21 protein-coding genes are annotated in these 18,409 nt (G+C 59.4%); 12 read left to right on the top strand and 9 right to left on the bottom strand.

Annotation, left to right across the window (positions count from 1 at the left end; all coding sequences use genetic code 11):
- Window positions 1-98 precede the first annotated feature (98 nt).
- The 5 genes from AAE029_RS06345 (at window position 99) to AAE029_RS06325 (ending at window position 4,973) form a co-directional block, all read left to right on the top strand.
- Window positions 99-566 carry a peroxiredoxin gene (locus AAE029_RS06345; protein ID WP_371071946.1) on the top strand — a complete coding sequence of 156 codons (468 nt, stop codon included), beginning with the start codon at window positions 99-101 and terminating at the stop codon, window positions 564-566.
- A gap of 15 nt (window positions 567-581) precedes the next feature.
- On the top strand, window positions 582-1,415 hold the full coding sequence (locus AAE029_RS06340) for a ferritin-like domain-containing protein (RefSeq protein WP_371071945.1): 834 nt from the start codon (window positions 582-584) through the stop codon (window positions 1,413-1,415).
- Window positions 1,416-1,521: 106 nt separating this feature from the next.
- Window positions 1,522-2,823 (top strand): peptidoglycan DD-metalloendopeptidase family protein, encoded by a 1,302-nt coding sequence (locus AAE029_RS06335; RefSeq protein WP_371071944.1) that lies wholly within the window; start codon window positions 1,522-1,524, stop codon window positions 2,821-2,823.
- Window positions 2,824-2,996: 173 nt separating this feature from the next.
- On the top strand, window positions 2,997-4,541 hold the full coding sequence (locus AAE029_RS06330; RefSeq protein ID WP_371071943.1) for a DEAD/DEAH box helicase: 1,545 nt from the start codon (window positions 2,997-2,999) through the stop codon (window positions 4,539-4,541).
- 9 nt (window positions 4,542-4,550) lie between these two features.
- Entirely contained in the window at window positions 4,551-4,973 is a 423-nt protein-coding gene (locus AAE029_RS06325) for an NUDIX domain-containing protein (RefSeq protein WP_371071942.1), read from the top strand.
- 84 nt (window positions 4,974-5,057) lie between these two features.
- Here the strand turns inward: AAE029_RS06325 and AAE029_RS06320 are convergent, their stop codons facing one another.
- Genes AAE029_RS06320 through AAE029_RS06290 form a run of 7 tightly spaced genes read right to left on the bottom strand, consistent with a single transcriptional unit; the run spans window position 5,058 to window position 10,732 of the window.
- Window positions 5,058-5,381, bottom strand: a complete 324-nt coding sequence (locus AAE029_RS06320) for a TfoX/Sxy family protein (RefSeq protein WP_371071941.1) — start codon at window positions 5,379-5,381, stop codon at window positions 5,058-5,060.
- Window positions 5,382-5,385: 4 nt separating this feature from the next.
- Window positions 5,386-7,017: an NTP transferase domain-containing protein gene (locus AAE029_RS06315; RefSeq protein ID WP_371071940.1), complete on the bottom strand. Its 1,632-nt coding sequence runs from the start codon at window positions 7,015-7,017 to the stop codon at window positions 5,386-5,388.
- Window positions 7,014-7,724, bottom strand: coding sequence for an XdhC family protein (locus tag AAE029_RS06310; protein WP_371071939.1), 711 nt, complete (start codon window positions 7,722-7,724; stop codon window positions 7,014-7,016). Before AAE029_RS06310 ends, AAE029_RS06315 begins: the two co-directional genes overlap by 4 nt.
- A complete protein-coding gene (locus tag AAE029_RS06305; RefSeq protein ID WP_371071938.1) occupies window positions 7,724-8,053 on the bottom strand; it encodes an XdhC family protein in 330 nt (109 codons plus the stop codon). The genes AAE029_RS06310 and AAE029_RS06305 overlap by 1 nt, the downstream gene beginning before the upstream one ends.
- The gene (locus tag AAE029_RS06300; RefSeq protein WP_371071937.1) at window positions 8,050-9,312 is read right to left on the bottom strand and encodes a VWA domain-containing protein; all 1,263 of its coding nucleotides are present in this window, start codon (window positions 9,310-9,312) and stop codon (window positions 8,050-8,052) included. The genes AAE029_RS06305 and AAE029_RS06300 overlap by 4 nt, the downstream gene beginning before the upstream one ends.
- Before the next feature lie 4 nt (window positions 9,313-9,316).
- Complete coding sequence (locus AAE029_RS06295) at window positions 9,317-10,246, bottom strand: AAA family ATPase (RefSeq protein ID WP_371071936.1); 930 nt, start codon at window positions 10,244-10,246, stop codon at window positions 9,317-9,319.
- Window positions 10,247-10,282: 36 nt separating this feature from the next.
- The gene (locus AAE029_RS06290; RefSeq protein ID WP_371072119.1) at window positions 10,283-10,732 is read right to left on the bottom strand and encodes a flavin reductase; all 450 of its coding nucleotides are present in this window, start codon (window positions 10,730-10,732) and stop codon (window positions 10,283-10,285) included.
- A gap of 219 nt (window positions 10,733-10,951) precedes the next feature.
- Here AAE029_RS06290 and AAE029_RS06285 point away from each other — a divergent pair, with 219 nt between their 5' ends.
- From AAE029_RS06285 to purB, 4 genes are all read left to right on the top strand, one after another.
- Window positions 10,952-12,034, top strand: a complete 1,083-nt coding sequence (locus AAE029_RS06285) for a branched-chain amino acid ABC transporter substrate-binding protein (protein ID WP_371072118.1) — start codon at window positions 10,952-10,954, stop codon at window positions 12,032-12,034.
- Between the two features lie 102 nt (window positions 12,035-12,136).
- Window positions 12,137-12,814 carry a ribulose-phosphate 3-epimerase gene (rpe, locus tag AAE029_RS06280; protein WP_371071935.1) on the top strand — a complete coding sequence of 226 codons (678 nt, stop codon included), beginning with the start codon at window positions 12,137-12,139 and terminating at the stop codon, window positions 12,812-12,814.
- 148 nt (window positions 12,815-12,962) lie between these two features.
- Window positions 12,963-13,409: a hypothetical protein gene (locus AAE029_RS06275; RefSeq protein ID WP_371072117.1), complete on the top strand. Its 447-nt coding sequence runs from the start codon at window positions 12,963-12,965 to the stop codon at window positions 13,407-13,409.
- 63 nt (window positions 13,410-13,472) lie between these two features.
- On the top strand, window positions 13,473-14,780 hold the full coding sequence (gene purB / locus AAE029_RS06270; protein ID WP_371071934.1) for an adenylosuccinate lyase: 1,308 nt from the start codon (window positions 13,473-13,475) through the stop codon (window positions 14,778-14,780).
- Between the two features lie 227 nt (window positions 14,781-15,007).
- Here purB and AAE029_RS06265 read toward each other — a convergent pair whose 3' ends face one another.
- Both AAE029_RS06265 and AAE029_RS06260 read right to left on the bottom strand, forming a co-directional pair.
- Window positions 15,008-15,493, bottom strand: coding sequence for a low affinity iron permease family protein (locus AAE029_RS06265; protein ID WP_371071933.1), 486 nt, complete (start codon window positions 15,491-15,493; stop codon window positions 15,008-15,010).
- 113 nt (window positions 15,494-15,606) lie between these two features.
- The gene (locus AAE029_RS06260) at window positions 15,607-16,410 is read right to left on the bottom strand and encodes a DUF2189 domain-containing protein (protein ID WP_371071932.1); all 804 of its coding nucleotides are present in this window, start codon (window positions 16,408-16,410) and stop codon (window positions 15,607-15,609) included.
- Between the two features lie 165 nt (window positions 16,411-16,575).
- Here AAE029_RS06260 and AAE029_RS06255 point away from each other — a divergent pair, with 165 nt between their 5' ends.
- The 3 genes from AAE029_RS06255 to purS all read left to right on the top strand — a co-directional run bounded on the left by AAE029_RS06255 (window position 16,576) and on the right by purS (window position 18,389).
- On the top strand, window positions 16,576-17,130 hold the full coding sequence (locus AAE029_RS06255) for an alpha/beta hydrolase (RefSeq protein WP_371071931.1): 555 nt from the start codon (window positions 16,576-16,578) through the stop codon (window positions 17,128-17,130).
- 237 nt (window positions 17,131-17,367) lie between these two features.
- Entirely contained in the window at window positions 17,368-18,132 is a 765-nt protein-coding gene (gene purC, locus AAE029_RS06250) for a phosphoribosylaminoimidazolesuccinocarboxamide synthase (protein ID WP_371071930.1), read from the top strand.
- A 14-nt stretch (window positions 18,133-18,146) separates the two neighbouring features.
- Window positions 18,147-18,389, top strand: a complete 243-nt coding sequence (gene purS / locus AAE029_RS06245; RefSeq protein WP_371071929.1) for a phosphoribosylformylglycinamidine synthase subunit PurS — start codon at window positions 18,147-18,149, stop codon at window positions 18,387-18,389.
- Window positions 18,390-18,409: the final 20 nt, after the last annotated feature.

The following is an 18,409-nucleotide window of genomic DNA, read 5'->3' as shown; positions in this document are numbered from 1 at the left end:
TTTCAGGTAAGCAACGTCCTGACTGGACGATTTTCGCCGCACTATATAACGGATGTGACGATAATCATCCAAAATCCCGGCAAAAGAAAGGTTTCCACATGGCGGCCCCCGGCATCGGCACACTTGCTCCAAACTTCGATCTTCCGCGGGACGGAGGTGGCCGCGTTTCGCTCTCCGAGTTCAGCGGTAAGCCGGTGGTCCTGTTCTTCTACCCCAAGGATGACACCACCGGCTGTACCGCCGAATCGCTTGCATTTACCAACCTTGCCGCCGATTTCGAAGCGGCCGGTGCTGTCGTCATCGGCCTGTCGCCCGATTCGGTCGCCTGCCACGATAGATTCAAGAAGAAGCATGATCTGTCGGTCGTCTTGGCTTCGGATGAGGAAAAAACCACGCTTCAGGCCTATGGCGTTTGGAAGCAGAAGAGCATGTACGGCAGGAGTTTCATGGGAGTGGAGCGGACGACGTTTCTTGTGGCTCCGGATAGCCTCGTTGCTGCCATCTGGCAGAAGGTGCGGGTTCCCGGACACGCCGAGATCGTGCTCGAAGCGGTCAGAAATCTCTGAGCCCGGCCACAGTCCATGGATGCGACCGAGCAAGCCACGATAGCTTCCCTTCGCGGCGGCGCTATCCGCGCTATCGCCTCCGCCGATCTTGATAGGAAAACGGAAATCGCCCAGCAGACGGCGAAGCGCTGGCTCGCCCGCTCGCTCTCCTTGCGCTCGCCGTTGGACGCACCTCTGCCCGAGCGACCAGGCAGGCCAGAAAGACCTGTTCTCATCCCGCCAACACAGGTGGAAAAACGCTCGCTGCATACCGTGAAGGGCCGGATCGCACTTCTCCACGCGATTGCCCACATCGAGCTCAACGCGGTCGATCTCGCGCTCGATATCGTTGCGCGCTTTGCCATTGAACCAGTGCCAAACTCCTTCTTCGACGGTTGGATGCAGGTCGCCTTCGAGGAGGCCAAGCATTTCCGCCTGGTCCGCCAGCGTCTGCGCGATCTCGGGGCTGATTATGGCGACCTTCCCGCCCATGATGGATTGTGGCAGGCGGCGCATGCGACGCGCACGGATCTGACAGCGCGTCTTGCCGTCGTGCCGCTCATTCTCGAAGCTCGCGGGCTGGATGTCACACCTGCGCTTCAGGCGAAGATGCGCGAGACCGGCGACCTGGAAAGCGCGGCCATTCTCGATGTCATCTACAATGACGAGAAGGGCCATGTTGCCGTCGGCGCCAAGTGGTTCCGTTTTCTCTGTGCACGAGAAAGACGCGATCCGGCCCGAACATTCCAGGAGCTCGTGCGCGCCAATTTCCGAGGTCCTCTAAAGGCACCCTTCAACGATATAGCGCGTGCCGAAGCTGGCCTGACGCCCTCCTTCTACCGGTCCATGACATCGACCAGCAGCGCCTGATCGGCCTTCCCAGAGGCTGTTCCGGTTCCTTCTGCAAATAATTGTTAACCTTAATAATGTGTAATTCTCCAATCGGCGCGCAAAGGCGTGAATTGGGAGATTCTCCGTGACAAGCGGACATCAGAACCGGGTTTTTGGAAGGCGGGCGCAGGAACATATCATCATCCTGGCGAGCGGCGACAAGGTTCGCCACATGACCGTCCGGCCCTGGATGGCCGCTCTCGGTTTCTGCTTCGGTGGCGTTTTCGTCATCGGTTATCTGCTGGCGACCACCTATCTGGTTCTGCGCGACGACCTGATCGGTGCGACGATGGCGCGTCAGGCGCGAATGCAGCATGATTACGAAGACAGGATCTCGGCGCTGCGGGCGCAGGTCGATCGGGTGACCTCCCGTCAGCTCCTCGATCAACAGGTCGTCGAGCAGAAAGTCGACAAGCTGATGGAACGGCAGATGTCGCTGACCTCGCGCCACGGTAAGCTGGGTTCGCTGATCGACCGCGCCGAAAATTCCGGCTTGATGGATAAGAAATCCCCTGCCTCGGGCTATGTCCCAGAGGATGCCGGTGGAAAGCGGGCCTCGCGTTCAGGCGGCGTTCGGCCGATTGAGTCGCTGATCTCCGGAACGGGCCAGGCGCAAGCCTCGGCCGAGAACGCTGTCCCGCTCGATGCGCGCGGACTGGAGACCGTCGCCGATCGGGCCGACCGCGTCTTTTCCAAGGTGACGCAGTCGCTTAAACACATAGAGCAGGAACAGAAGAGCCGTGTGGAGCAACTGACTGACGACGCGGACGAAACCGCGGATGCTATTCAGGCCATTCTAACTCGTGTCGGCATAAAGATGCCGGCGAATGACACCAAGCCGCGCACCGATGATAGCGCTGTCGGAGGTCCATTTGTCGAACCTGAAAGCGAGGATGAATTCGATGCATCCCTCGTCCGGCTCGACAATGCGCTGAACCGGCTCGATACGGTGCGCAGCACAGTGGTATCCCTCCCCTTCGGCAATCCGGCCCTCGGCAAGGAAATTACCAGCCCCTTCGGCAACCGCGTCGACCCCTTTCTCGGTCGCCTGGCTTTGCATTCCGGCATCGATTTTCGCTTTGCGCCCGGGGACAAGATCAGGCCGACGGCGCCTGGCAAGGTCGTCGCTGCCGGCTGGACGGGAGGATACGGCAATATGGTCGAGGTCGACCACGGCAACGGTATTTCAACCCGCTACGGCCATATGTCCCAGGTACTCGTTAAGGTGGGCGACACGGTCGGCCCGAATGACACCATCGGCCTTGCAGGCAGCACCGGACGATCGACGGGAACGCATCTTCACTACGAGATCCGCCAGGACGGCCGTCCAGTCGATCCGATGTATTTCATGAATGCCGGCGTAAAGCTCGCCAGTTATGTCAAATAGCAGCTACAGTTTTTGCGCGTATCGGCCCGCGATCGGCTAGCGCAGATGCGGATTTATTCTTTATTTACGCTATCCGGCCGTCGAAAGCATCATTGACAGCCGGTAAGACGGCGGAAGCCCTTGCATTCCTTGACTTCACGCCGTTTTAGGACTATGTGGCGCTGCATTGCGGCATGCGGCATGCCGACTCATTGGTGTTCGACCGAACCGGAACGGAAACAGTTTTCCCCTTGACGACATTTGCTGACCTTGGCTTGAGCCAGAAAGTGCTATCCGCCGTTGCTGACGCCGGCTACACGACCCCCACTCCTATTCAGGCTGGGGCTATCCCCGTTGCACTGCAGCGCCGTGATGTTTGCGGTATCGCTCAGACCGGCACGGGCAAGACAGCTTCCTTCGTCCTGCCGATGCTGACACTTCTGGAAAAGGGCCGTGCCCGCGCTCGTATGCCGCGCACCTTGATCCTTGAGCCGACGCGCGAGCTTGCTGCGCAAGTTGCAGAAAACTTTGAAAAATACGGCAAGAACCATCGGTTGAACATCGCATTGCTGATCGGGGGCGTCTCCTTCGAGGACCAGGATCGCAAGCTGGAGCGCGGCGCCGATGTTCTCATATGCACGCCCGGTCGGTTGCTCGATCATTTCGAACGCGGCAAGCTCCTGATGAGCGGCGTCGAGATCCTTGTCATCGATGAGGCGGACCGCATGCTCGACATGGGCTTCATCCCTGATATCGAGCGCATTGCCAAGCTCATTCCTTTCACGCGGCAGACCCTCTTCTTCTCGGCGACCATGCCGCCGGAAATTCAGAAGCTTGCCGATCGCTTCCTGCAGAATCCGGAGCGCGTCGAGGTCGCCAAGCCCGCTTCGACGGCAAAGACGGTGACGCAGCGCTTCGTCGCCTCGCACGGCAAGGACTACGAAAAACGCGCCGTCCTGCGCGATCTCATCCGCGCTCAAAGTGATCTCAAGAACGCGATCATCTTCTGCAACCGCAAGAAGGACGTTTCCGAGCTCTTCCGTTCGCTCGACCGCCACGGCTTTTCCGCCGGCGCGCTGCACGGTGACATGGACCAGCGCTCGCGTATGACGATGCTGCACAATTTCAAGGAGGGCAATCTTCAGCTGCTGGTTGCCTCCGACGTCGCTGCCCGCGGCCTCGACATTCCTGATGTCAGCCATGTCTTCAATTTCGATGTCCCGATCCATTCCGAGGATTACGTCCATCGTATCGGCCGCACCGGGCGAGCGGGACGTTCCGGTGCAGCATTCACCATCGTGACCAAGCGTGATCAGAAGCACGCCGATGCCATCGAAAAGCTGATTGGCGAGAAGGTCGAATGGCTGAATGGCGATGTCGCCTCGCTTCCGCCCGCCGCCGACGACGATCATGATAACGATCGTTCACGCAGGAAAGGCAAGAGCAGCAGGGACAAAGGCCGCAGCAGTCGCCAGGCGCCGAGTCATAAATCTGATATCAACGCCGACGATAATGGCGCAGAACCAATCGCAAAAGCAGCAAAGGCCGAAAGTGTGAAGAACGAGCGCAAAGAAAACAAACCGCACAATAACGCGCGCAGCAACCGGCCTTATCCTGCTAATGACGATAACCGCGATCGCCGCCGCAACAATCGCGATCATGACGACGGCCCGACCCCGGTCGGTTTCGGCGACGATATTCCCGCTTTCATGCTGATCGCGGCAAACGCCAAGATCTAGGTTTCTTCCGTGAGCAAGCCGGGCATCGATTTTCCCGGGCTGGGCGCTGGCCTGGTCGTTTTGCGTGCCGGAAAAATCCTGCTTTACAAGCGGCTCAATGCCCCTGAGGCCGGTTGCTGGAGTATCGTCGGCGGCAAGGTCGACCATATGGAGCCGGCAGCGACCGCTGCTCGCCGCGAGGCGGTGGAGGAAACAAACCTTGCCATCGGCCATGTCGATTTTCTCTGCAGCGCCGAGTTGATCACCGAGGCTGACCAGCAGCACTGGATTTCGCTGATCTATATCGCGCGGGATGTCGCCGGCGAGCCGCAACTGACGGAACCGGACAAGCTCTCCGATTTCGGCTGGTTCGGTCGCGGTGAGCTGCCGAGCCCACTATCGGCTTTCGCTGAGGCCGCAATAGCTCGTCTCACGGAAGATGAGTTCCGCTAGAAGCAATTCTCCGGGAAGACAGAAGGTTAGCGGTTCTTTAGGACGTCCTTTGTGCGTTCTCTCCGCACCGGTGACGCTCTGCTTCTAATTCGTATTGGCTCGCAGCGCCGCCTCATAAGCAAGCCGTACCCAACGTGCCATGATGTCAGGATCGTCGAAAGCATCTTCGGGGATCGACCAATAAGGCATCTTCACCGCTTTGCCTTTCTTGCCTTCGTAGAACCATTGCAGCGCACCGGCCGCCTCGAATTCCGGCGCGCTCATATTGTCCGCCTTCAGCAGGATCTGATCATCGACCTCGACCGCTACGATCAGCCCAAGATGATAGATGCCCTTGCCGCCGAACATCCGCTTGATCGTGACGGGTCCGAGCGCCTGGAACATCTCTTCGATCGCGGCATTGTCCATCGATCTAGCCCTTGAGAATGCCGCCGGCGGCAATAACCGCTTCCGGCGTGTCGACATCCAGATGGGCAGCATCGCCGATATCCACGTCGACGACGGGGACGCCGGAGGTTTCGATGATATGACGGGCGCCCACATCCCCTTCGAGTTTCATAACAGCATCGTAGACTTGGCGCGGCAGGATGACCGGATTGCCGCGTTTGCCGCGGGAAACGGCCCGCACGATCGCTCGCCCCTTCTCCCGCCGAAAAGCGGTGATCAGCATGTTTAAGTCATCGGCGGTCACACCCGGCATATCGGCCAGCATCACCAGGATACCGTCGGCGCTCTTTGCCCCTGACGATAAACCCGTAATCAGCGAACTTGCCATGCCGGAGGCGAAATCCGGATTGTGCACCAGCGTCAGGTCAAGCCCCGCCAGCGCCTCGCCGATTTCTTCATTGCGGTAGCCTGTGACGGCCACGACCGGCGATGTTCCGCTTGCAAGCGCGACGGCAGCGGACCGCCGGACCAGAGGGACGCCATCGAATTCCGCAAGGAGCTTATGCGATCCGGTCTCGCCCATGCGGCTCGCCCGGCCGGCGGCCAGGAGAACGATCGCGACGGAAACCGACTCCGCCGGCTTGCCATTGGTGTCGCGCAGCCGTGGCCGTGTCTGGATTTCCATAAGCAGGCCCCCTACGCCCATGCCGCTGATATCATACGCTGTCGGAACCTCTCCGGCGAGAACGCGATCCATGACCCAGTCGAATCCGTTCTCCTTCGGACTGCGGGCACAGCCCGGCGCACCAAAAACCGGCACGTCGCCAACCCATCCCAGGACAAGCAGGTTGCCGGGATCGACCGGCATGCCGACCTGGATCACCTCCCCGCCCGCCAGTCTGATGGCTTCGGGAATGACGTCACCGGGATCGATGACGGCGGAGGCGCCGAAGACGATAACCAGCTTCGGATCGTCGTCCGGTGCTTCGCAGGCGGCGCGGATCGCTGCGGCGACAGAAATGGCGTCATGCGCGACCCGCTCCTCGCGCTTTAGGATGCTTCCGGAAGGCATGAGACGCTGCGCCAGCACGCGCGCGGTCTTGTCCATAACCGAAGGCTTCAGCGACGGCAGTTGCGTTGCGACGAGCGAGACAGCATGTGGCCGGAAAGGCTTGATCTCAAATGCCGTCGCCGCTTTCAGGATTTCAACGCCGGCATCGATCTTAATGCCAGGCACAGCCAACGGAATGATCTTAAAGGTTGCGACCATGTCCCCGCTGCTGACGACCGAGTGGTCGGCGAGACAGGCAAGCGTGATTGCCGGGTCGATGCGGTTCAGGCGATCGACGACGGTTTTGTCGGCAACAAACAGGCCATTGACCGTCGAATAGACGTTCACCCGACCGGTTGCCGCCTCGGAAAATCGCAGGTGATCCGGTGCAATCGTCTTTGCCAACCTGTCGGCGGCTTCGTCCTCCATGAGATCGCCGGGTTCCAGGCGGGCAGCGATGACTCGGTCCTTCCCCGCATTGGAGAGGCGATCGATATCAGCCCTTTCGAGGACATGACCCTTCGCAATGCGTCCGTCTTCAAGCCTGACCGAATGGGCCAGGATTGCACCTTCAGCTTCATCGAGCGCTAAATCACGGAAGATCATGACAGGATAGCCTTCGTTGTCGAGACGTCGCGCGTTCTCAATGCCTGGATGATTTGGGCGAGGATCGCGACTGCGATTTCCGCGGGGCTTGAAGCACCGATGGGAAGGCCGATCGGTGCGTGGATACTCACCAGCTCCGCTTCGGTGATCCCCTCCGCCAGCAGCCGTTCCACCCTTTTGGCATGAGTCTTCTTGCTACCCAGCGCGCCGATGTAGAAGCACCCGGTTCGCAAAGCCTCAGCGATCGGGAAATCATCAATCTTGGGGTCATGCGTGACGGCAACGAGTGCCGTATAGGCATCGAGTGGATGATCCTTCAGGACATCAACAGGCCAGTCGGCAACGAGATCGACGCCTTCGAAACGCTCTGGTGTGGCGAAAGCCGTCCGCGGATCGATGATGCGGATGTCGAAGCCGGCAAGCTCGGCCATCCGCGCCAATGTCTGGCTGATGTGAACGGCGCCGATGACGACGATGCGGGCGGGTGGCAGATGGACATTTAAGAAGAAGGACCGACCTTCGGCCTCGATGACGCCTGATTTTCCGGAGCGAAGCGCCGACGAGACTGCGTCGCCAAGAACGCCCTCAAAGGCGGGCTCTCCCTCGACGAAAACCTGGTCACTGCCGTGACCGAGTTCGGTGATCTGCACCACAGCCTTTCGCTGACGCCGTGCGGCATTCAGTTTCGACAGATTGGCGAGTTCCATTACGCAAGCCTTTCGACATAGACGCGGATGCGACCGCCGCAGGAAAGACCAACCCTCCAGGCGGTTTCGTCAGCCACGCCAAATTCCAGCATCTTCCGCTTGCCGGAGCCGATGATATCGATGGCTTCCGCAATCACGGCACCCTCGACGCAACCGCCGGAGACCGAGCCGTGGAAGTTGCCCTCGCCATCGATAACGAGATGGCTTCCGGCCTGGCGCGGCGCAGAGCCCCAGGTTTCGATCACCGTGGCAACTGCAACATCGCGACCGTTGCTCTTCCATTCTTCCGCAATCATCAGCGGATCAAGATTTTCGGATGACGTTGTCATGGACTGCCTCTTAACTTTTCCAGGTGGCGGCGCGGATCATATTGTCCGGATCGCCCCGCATTGAGAGCCGATGCGAGATCGGCCAAGGATAACAGATTGTGGACCGGGCGGAATTCGTCAACATGTGGCAACATGGCGCGTACGCCCCGCGCCCTCGCCTCGAAGCCTTCGAACCGCAGCAGCGGATTGAGCCAGATGAGGCGGCGGCAGGAGCGGTGCAGCCGGTCCATTTCCTTTTCCAGGAGTTCAGTTCCCTCGCGCTCGAGGCCGTCGGTGATCAAAAGCACGACAGCGCCCTGCGCGAGAACGCGGCGCGCCCACAGTCGGTTGAATTCCTTCAGCGTTTCGCCGATCCGGGTGCCGCCGGACCAATCCCTAACGGCGGCGGCGCATTCCTCCAGCGCCTCGTCCGGATCCTTGTGACGCATTTGCCGGGTAACGTTCGTCAATCGCGTTCCAAACAGGAATGTGTGCACCCGCCGGCGCTTTTCCGTCAGGACATGCAGGAAATGTAGGAAGATGCGCGTGTATTGGCTCATCGAGCCGGAAATATCGGCGAGAACCACAAGAGGCGGCTGCATCTCCCGCTTGTCTCGGTAGCGCGGCAGGATCAGTGCGCCGCCGTTGCGCAGGGCGACGCGCATCGTTGCCCGCGGATCGGCATGGCGATGCCTGTGAGAGGAGCGGAACCGTCGCGTGCGCACTTTGTCGAACGGCAGTTGCAGCTTTGCCAGTTCCTTTTTCGCAAGGCTGATTTCGGCTGCCGACATTTGCGCGAAATCCATTCTGCGCAGCACTTCGCTGCCGGACGCTGTAAAGCGCGCATCCACTTCGATATCGGGATTTTCACGCGAATGCCGGTTGTTGCGCTGATCGCCAACCAGGGCGTCGCTGGCGCGAGCTTCTCCCGGTTTCGACTTTTGCCTGTCGCGATTGTCGGGAGCTGCCGGCGACATCATGGCGATCATTTTCTCGACGAGATCGCGTCGGCGCCAGAAAAGCCGAAAGGCTTCATCGAAGACGACACGATCCTCGTGCCGCTTTACGAAAACCGAAAAGAGCGCGGCCTGAAACTCTTCCCGCGACCCGATGCCGATTGCATCCACCGCCTCGATGGCATCCGTGATGGCGGCCGGGCCGATTTTGAGGCCGGCCTTGCGCAGCGCGCGGGCAAAAAACACGATATTGTCGGCCAGGCGCCCCTCGCCCATCGGCAGCGGTGGCGCGACGGTTCCATCCTGACGCGCGATTGTTTCCATTTCTTCAGCCTGCCGCCAGCAATTCCGCCTTGATTTCATCCAGGACCTGGCGGCCCTCGCTGCCCTGAATGCGGGCGATGTCGTCCTGATACTTCAGCAACGTGCCGAGTGTATCTGAAATTGTTTCCGGATCGAGCGCCAGGTGGTCGAGCTCGGTAAGTGCACTCGCCCAGTCGATCGTCTCTGCGACCCCCGGATTCTTGAAGAGATCGAGAGTCCTCAGCTTCTGCACATAGGCCACGACTTGGCGCGACAGCGTTTCGTTGCATCCGGGCACCTTGCGGCGGATGATCTCCAACTCCTGGTCGGCGAGCGGATAATCGACCCAGTGGTAGAGACAGCGCCGCTTCAGGGCGTCATGCACCTCGCGCGTGCGGTTTGTCGTAATGATGACGATCGGCGGCTCGGATGCGCGGATCGTGCCGAGCTCCGGAACGGTAACCTGAAAATCGGACAGCACTTCGAGCAAGAAGGCCTCGAAGGCCTCGTCGGTGCGGTCGAGCTCGTCTATCAGGAAAACCGGAGCCCGGCCTTGCGGCGACGACAGAGCCTGCAGTACAGGCCGCCGGATCAGATAACGCTCCGAAAAAATATCAGATTCCATCCGCCCCCGGTCGGTCAGCCCGGAAGCTTCGGCCAGTCGGATTTCGAGCATCTGCGCCGGATAGTTCCATTCGTACACCGCCGAAGCGACATCGAGACCCTCGTAACATTGCAGCCTGATCAGCGGCCGGTCGAGCGCCTTTGACAGCACTTTGGCTATCTCCGTCTTGCCGACGCCTGCCTCTCCTTCCAGAAACAGCGGCCGCTTCATCTTGAGCGCCAGAAACAGGACCGTGCCGAGCGCGCGGCCGGCGAGATAGTCGTGGGCGCCGAGCATCGCAATCGTTTGATCGATTGATTCCGGCAGCGATGGCGCAGATTGGTTCGGCATGTCTCCTCCCGGGGAGGCTTCTCCCCTTATGGGGCTCTATAGTGTGCGATAGTCGCGGTTTAGGTAGAGCAGTGCGGATGTCGTCTCGCTGTAGTGCACCGCCACGACCTCGCCGAATATGACATTATGCGTCGACATCTCCTTGATCTCCGTAACCCGGCAATCGAAGGAGGCAAGTGCGTCCATGAGTACCGGTGCGCCGGTGACCAAAGTTCCAAAGGAGCCAACTGAAAAACGCGCGTCCGAATCGAGCGGCATGCGTCCCGAAAAGGCATCGGCGACCGATTGATGTTGGGCGCCCAGTGCATTCAGCGCGAAGACCCCGCTGCGAAAGAAGATCGCATTCTTCGGATTGCTGTTGTTGAGGCAGATCAGAACTGAGGCGGGATCGTCGGAAACCGAACAGGCGGCGGTGATCGTCACACCACGCCTTTCGCCACCGAGCGCCGTTGTGACCAGCTGGACATGCGCGGCGTAACGGCTCATGGCATCGCGATAAAGGGCGGGATCTATTTCCTGCCTGCCCACTAAAACTCTGTCCTGCACGTTCTCTCCATTTTCTCCTTTCCGGCCAATATGGAGGTTTGGAGTTACCTTTTCTACAACGCCGTCCCGGAAAACCGCCCGAAATTGCTGCTTTTTCTTTGACGACGACATCCTGGCGGATAAAAGGGCATGAAAGAATATAAGGGAATTCATTTTCACATGAATATTGTCCGCGGCATGTTGCTTTCGATTGCGGCGCTCCTCGTGGCGGGGAGTGCCAATGCTGCCGGCGTCGTCATCGGTGTCGTCGCACCGCAGGAAGGCAGCTTTGCTCCCCTTGGCGCCCAGATCTTTGCCGGTGCCGGGTTCCAGGCAAAGGCGGATCAGGACACGGTGATCGCCATCAATGAGACATGTGAGGAAGGCAGCGGCGCGGCGATCGCCGACGCGCTCGTCAATGCCAAAGTACAGGTTGTCATTGGTTTCCTTTGTTCAGAAACGCTGGAAAGCGCCCTGCCCCGGCTGAAGGATGCCGGGATTCCTGCAATTACCGTTTCCGTCCGTTCCCGAATTCTGATGGAGGATGCACTTAAGAATGGCTGGCCGCTGTTTCGCTTGGCACCTCCTGACGGGGCCGAAGCTGCGAAAGTAATTGACGTCATTCTGAAGGACTGGCCGGCCGAGCCGCTGGCCCTCATCGAGGACGGCACCATTCATGGCCGGGAGCTTGTCGCAGCGGTGCGCAATGCCCTTGAGGAAAAAGGCCTGAAGCCAGTCTTCACCGATACTTATCGTCCGGGCCAGGAACAGCAGATTGCCCTTGTGCGGCGCTTGAAAAGAGCCGGCGTCACGCACGTCTTCATCGGCGGTGACCGCAGCGATGCGGCAATCATCGCGCGTGACGCGAAAGCTGAAAACATTCCGCTGGCCATTCTCGGCGGGGATGCGATGCGTGCGGCCGATCAGCCGGTGCCGCTCGCTCAAGGAGTGCGTGCCGTCGCCCTTCCCGATTATGCGCTGCTTCCCCCCGCCGCGAGCACCGTGGAGGCGATGCGGGCGCAAAATATCGAACCGGAAGGCTATGTTTTGCCCGCCTATGCCGCCGCGCAGATCGCTGCCGCCGCTGTCACCGCCGCCGTTGCGGAGAATAAGCCGGCTGCTGAAAAACTTCAGGGCACCATATTCCAGACCGTTATTGGCGCCGTGAGCTTTAACGCTGCACATGAACTGTCGGAAAACCCCTACCGGCTTCTCGAATGGCAGGGACAGGCGTTCGGGCTTGTGGGAGCGACAACGGAGTAGCGGCCGGACTTCGGCTGATTGTTGCACCGCTCGCTCTGTTGTCCACCCGGTCAGGTGGTGATAAGCCAGACGACGAATTACTACAGAGGAGTCCCGACACCGATGACACCGCCGATTCGGATTGCCCCCTCGATCCTCGCCGCCGATTTCGCCAAGCTCGGGCAGGAAGTGCGCGACGTCACGGCGGCAGGCGCCGACTGGATCCATCTTGACGTCATGGACGGACATTTCGTGCCCAACATTTCCTTCGGCCCGGATGTCATCAAATCTCTGCGCCCCCATACCGATGCCACCTTCGACTGCCACCTGATGATCTCGCCTGCCGATCCGTATCTGGAGGCTTTCGCCAAGGCCGGCTGCGATCGCATCACCGTCCATGCCGAAGCAGGGCCGCATCTGCACCGTTCGTTGCAGACCATCCGTCACCTCGGAAAGAAGGTCGGCGTCACGATCAATCCCGCAACGCCCTTGAGCGCGCTCGAAAACGTGCTCGACGATGTGGATCTCATTCTGATCATGTCCGTCGATCCGGGCTTCGGCGGCCAAAAATTCATTCCCGCCATAACGGACAAGATCCGTATGGCCAGGTTGATGATCGGAGACAGACCTATCGAGCTGGAGGTTGACGGTGGTGTGACGGTCGAAACCGCGCCGGCGGTCGCTGCTGCCGGAGGCAACGTGCTGGTGGCCGGTTCCGCGATCTTCAAGAGCGGCTCGCTAGAAGCATACCGGGAGGCAATCAGCGCCCTGCGCACTGCCGCGGAAGAAGGGCGGAAATGAAAAAGACAAAGGTCGTCCGGGACCGCATCGCGATGCCGGTGCGCCTCTGATGACGGAGCTGCCGGCGCGACTGCTCAAGCCTGTTTCGGCTCCAGCACGATTTTCCCTTCGCGACCGATTGGCTGCGGCCTTCCCGCCATGGTCCGACATGCTGATCGGGGCCCCGTGCTGGGGCGTCCAAATGGCTCTGTCCGCACTCGTCGCGCTCTATCTCCGCAATAGGATGGAGACGAGTCATCTGCCGACACTGATCCTTCTCTATGGTCTCGGTGGAATGTTCAGCTGGCCGTTCATGCTGCCGCTTGCACGCTTCTTCGCTAGGGGACGTCGCCCGGAAACCCGCTTTGCTGCATTCTTCGTGGCGTTGGCCGGCGGAACTGTCGCCATGACCGCCTTTCTCTTCGCGATGGACTATCGCGTATTCTACTCGCGCTGGCACGACCCATTCGGTACAATCGTCTGGGTCTTTCAGTTCGTTTTCACCAGCGCGAATGCGGTTTATCAGTTCGCCGTCCTCGGTTTGGATCTCTTCCTGCCGGTCGGCCTCGCCTGCTTGATCGTCACCAGCCTGTTCCTTGCCAAACGCATGCGTTGAGATTACGCGCCGTCTTTGCTACAGGGGCGCCAGCCAATCTTTTCGTCAATGAAAGCAGAAGCCATGATCCCTCGTTATTCCCGGCCCGAGATGGTCGCCATCTGGTCGCCCGAAACGAAGTTCCGTATCTGGTTCGAGATAGAGGCCCACGCCTGCGACGCGCTGGCGGAATTGGGAGTCATCCCGAAGTCGGCTGCCGAGACCATCTGGGAAAAGGGCGGCAAGGCCACATTTGACGTCGCCCGCATCGATGAGATCGAGGCCGTCACCAAGCACGACGTCATCGCCTTCCTGACGCACCTTTCCGAAATCGTCGGTCCTGACGCCCGCTTCGTCCATCAGGGCATGACCTCGTCCGATGTGCTCGACACCTGTTTCAATGTCCAGCTCGTGCGTGCGACGGACATCCTGCTTGCCGACGTCGATAAGCTCCTGGAGGCGCTCAAGCGCCGGGCGTTCGAACACAAGGACACCGTCACGATCGGCCGCTCGCATGGCATCCATGCCGAACCGACCACGTTCGGCATCAAGCTGGCGCTCGCCTATGCCGAATTCGAGCGTTGCCGGACGCGGCTTCTCGCCGCTCGCGAGGAGGTCGCCACCTGCGCGATTTCCGGCGCCGTCGGTACCTTCGCCAATATCGATCCTCGCGTCGAGGAACATGTCGCAAAAGCGATGGGCCTGAAGCCAGAGCCGGTGTCGACGCAGGTGATACCGCGCGACCGCCACGCCATGTTCTTTGCAACCCTCGGGGTGGTTGCCTCCTCGATCGAGCGTCTGGCAATCGAGATCCGCCATTTGCAGCGTACCGAAGTACTCGAAGCTGAGGAGTACTTCTCGCCAGGGCAGAAAGGCTCGTCGGCGATGCCGCACAAGCGCAATCCGGTGTTGACGGAAAACCTGACTGGCCTTGCGCGGATGGTGCGCTCCTACGCTCTGCCCGCCATGGAAAATGTCGCGCTCTGGCATGAGCGGGACATCTCGCATTCCTCTGTCGAGCGCATGATCGGCCCCGATGCGACGATCACTCTCGATTTTGCGATTGCCCGCCTGACCGGCGTTGTCGATAAGCTCCTGGTCTATCCGGAAAATATGATGAAGAACTTGAATAAGTTCCGAGGACTTGTTCATTCCCAGCGTGTTTTGCTTGCGCTGACGCAAGCCGGCGTGTCGCGCGAGGACGCCTATCGTCTCGTGCAGCGTAACGCGATGAAGGTCTGGGAGGAAGGCAAGGACTTCCTGGAGGAACTTTTGGCTGACGCGGAAGTTCGAGCCGCACTTTCGGAAGAGGATATCCGCGAGAAGTTCGACCTCGGCTACCACACCAAGCACGTGGACACGATCTTCCATCGCGTCTTCGGCAACAGCTGACGAGCAATGGAGCGGGATACCGAAAGTGCGCGCGGTCTTCGGGCAACATTTTGCTCTAACCTAGCGATTTAGAGAGAGATTCAGATTTCAGGTCGGGTCGATCTGAAATATTCGTCCCCAACTAATGCATGTCGCGCAAAAGTGTGCAGCGGTTTTTGCGGCAACGACATGCATAAAAAACAATAAGCTAAAGCCTGTCGCGTGAATCTCTTTTCAGGCGACAGGCTTTAGCCGCGGGCCGCTTGCCGGCGCTTTCTGTCGTCAGGTGGCTTTCTGGCAGTTTCAGTCGCGCCAGCCTCGGAAGAACTATCCGCATCGCGGTTTTCCGACTCCACGGCTCTGCAGTCTGCTTTTTTTCGCCGGGCCGCTTTCGCAACGAGTTCGTCGAGATGTTTCAGATCCTCTTCATCTAGATGTTCGATGCCGATGAAGCGGTTTTCGGCCTGGCTGGTTAGAATCAGCTCGTTGAGCTTGGCCTGAATGGCCTTCGTATCCCGTGTCTGGGCATTCTGAAGAATGAAGACCATGAGGAAGGTGATGATGGTGGTGCCTGTATTGACGACAAGCTGCCACGTTTCCGAATAGTCGAAGATCGGTCCTGTCGTCGCCCAGACGATCACAGACAGAAGCGCCAGTATGAAAGCGGCGGGCTTGCCCGCCCATTCCGAAACCCAACTGGCGAAACGGCTGAACACATGTGCATGTATCGTCATGCAGTCCTCCTCGATCACGGTGAACGATCAACGTTTCGAGAAGCTGCGGGTTCCTTATCCTAGAGCGCCGGGCGGGCAGAGGTTCGCCCGGCGCGGTCTATCGTGCTCGCGCCTTATCCGGCAGCCGGAGCGATGAGCTTGCGGTAGAAATGCCACGTGGCATGGCCGAGAACCGGCATGACGACAGCAAGACCCGCAAAGATCGGAATGGTACCGATCACCAGTAGTGCGGCAATGATCAGGCCCCAGAGGGCGACTGGCACAGGATTGGCCATAGTTGCGCGCAGCGAGGTATCCACGGCCGCCACGGCGCCGACATCCCGGTCGAGCAGCAGTGGAAACGCGACGACTGTCGTTGCCAGCACGGCAAGCGCGAACAGAAAACCGATCAGATTCCCCCAGATGATCAATTGCAGGCCGGCGGACGTGGTCAATACGCTCGACAGAAAGGCAGAAATGGAAGCCGGCGCGTTGCCGTCGAAATAGAAGATATAGAGCAGCTGCGCCGCGATCAGCCAGGCGATAAAGAGCCCAACCAGCATGATGCCGACTGCGATGATGGATGGCAGCGCCGGCGAATGACGGACATCGAGCGCATGGGTCCACGAGGTATCCAGCCCCTCCTCGCGTCGGCGGCTGATCTCATAGAGACCGATGGCCGCGATCGGACCGATCAGCGCGAAGCCGGACATCAACGGAAAGAGCAGCGGCAGGAAATTCGCCCCGGAACTCCAGACGGCTAGAAAAATGCCTGCGATCGGATACATCAGACAAAGAAAGACATAATGGGAAGGTTTTTCCCGGAAGTCATCAAGACCCTGGCGCAATGCGTCGAAGACATCCCCCGTCCCGATTTTTCTGACAACAGGGCGGACAAAAGTTTCGCTGCCACCCGCCATTACATGAAAAGCCGTCATCGTTCTCCTCCTAGACCGATTGGCCGGCTACAAGGCAAAAACGCATCGACAGAGCACTGCCGACACGTTCTTCCGCAACCGGCACGCACCCAAACTATCAAATCTTGCGGGAATTGTCGCTCTTCTCTTGACTTCTTGCTGAAGCTTTCTCACATCGGCGTGATCATGAAAGCCTCGGACGCAGACATCCTCATCATTCCCGGATACACCAATTCCGGACCGGACCACTGGCAGAGTCGCTGGGAAGCGAAGCTTAGCACGGCACGTCGCGTCGAACAGGCCGAGTGGTCCAAGCCCGTGCGTGAGGACTGGGTCGCCCGCATTGCCGAGGAGGTCAACAACGCTGTCAGACCGGTTGTGCTGATTGCCCATTCGCTCGGCGTTCCCTCGGTCATCCACGCCATTCCTCTTTTCCGCAAGCCGGTTGCGGGCGCTTTCTTCGTGGCGCCGCCTGATGTTGCCAATCCCGCGATCCGGCCCAAGCATCTGATGACGTTCGGTCCCTATCCGCGGGACCCCCTGCCCTTTCCTTCGATCACGGTTGCGAGCCGCAACGATCCCTTCGGCAGCTTCGAGCACGCCGACGACATTGCCGGCAGCTGGGGATCGTTCCTGATCGATGCGGGCGAAGCCGGCCATATCAATGCGGAATCTGGCCATGGACCCTGGCCAGAGGGTACAATGGTCTTTGCAAGATTCCTCAGCCGCCTGCGCGGCTGAGGCGGCAGCCGATATAGGCAACAACCGGCGCCCCATCGCGAGCCCTGTTTGCTCGGTCAGGCAGTGCTGAAGAGGGTCCCAATTCGATGCCGGCCTCACCTGGGATCGGCAAAGATGGAATACCAGGGAAAGACCTCGCGGGCGGATTGTGAAATTGCTTCTTTTCCGATAATGGGACGCCCAGAGATCGAACCACTCGCGCTATCCCAAGAGCGCCAACGACAGAGAATAATGACGATGAACCGTCGCCGCCGTATTTACGAAGGCAAGGCCAAGATCCTGTATGAGGGACCTGAGCCGGGCACGCTGATCCAATTCTTCAAGGATGATGCGACCGCTTTCAACAAGAAGAAGCATGAAGTCATTGACGGCAAGGGCGTCCTCAACAACAGGATTTCCGAATATATCTTCAGTCATCTGAACAAGATCGGCATTCCGACGCATTTCATCCGTCGTCTCAACATGCGCGAGCAGTTGATCAAGGAAGTGGAGATGATTCCGCTCGAGATCGTCGTGCGCAACGTTGCGGCCGGCTCTCTTGCCAAGCGCCTCGGCATCGAGGAAGGCGTCGTTCTTCCGCGCTCGATCATCGAGTTCTACTATAAGTCTGATGCGCTCGAAGATCCGATGGTCTCGGAGGAGCACATTACCGCCTTCGGCTGGGCCAATCCTGCTGAGCTCGACGACATCATGGCACTCGCAATCCGCGTCAATGACTTCATGACTGGTCTTTTTCTGGGCGTCGGCATTCAACTCGTCGATTTCAAGATCGAATGCGGCCGCCTCTTTGAAGGCGACATGATGCGCATCATCCTCGCCGACGAAATCTCGCCGGATTCCTGCCGGCTCTGGGACATCGAAACCCGGGAAAAAATGGACAAGGATCGCTTCCGCCGCGATATGGGCGGGCTGCTGGAGGCCTATTCCGAAGTCGCCCGCCGTCTCGGCATCATCAACGAAAACGAGCCGGTGCGTGGCACTGGCCCCGTTCTGGTCAAGTAAACAGGGAAGCAAACGTGATCAAGGCTCGTGTAACCGTTACGCTGAAAAACGGCGTTCTCGATCCGCAGGGAAAGGCTATCGAAGGCGCGCTCAGCACATTGGGATTCGATGGCGTTGGCCATGTCCGCCAGGGCAAGGTCTTCGACATCGAAGTCGAGGGCGCCGACAAGGCGAAAGCTGAAGCCGATCTCAAGGCGATGTGCGAGAAGCTTCTCGCCAACACGGTGATCGAGAACTACACGATTTCGATCGACTGAACGAGACAGACAGGATCCGA

Source organism: Sinorhizobium sp. CB7 (genome assembly GCF_041357635.1).
GTDB lineage: Bacteria > Pseudomonadota > Alphaproteobacteria > Rhizobiales > Rhizobiaceae > Rhizobium.
This window is presented reverse-complemented; position numbering and strand designations above follow the sequence as displayed.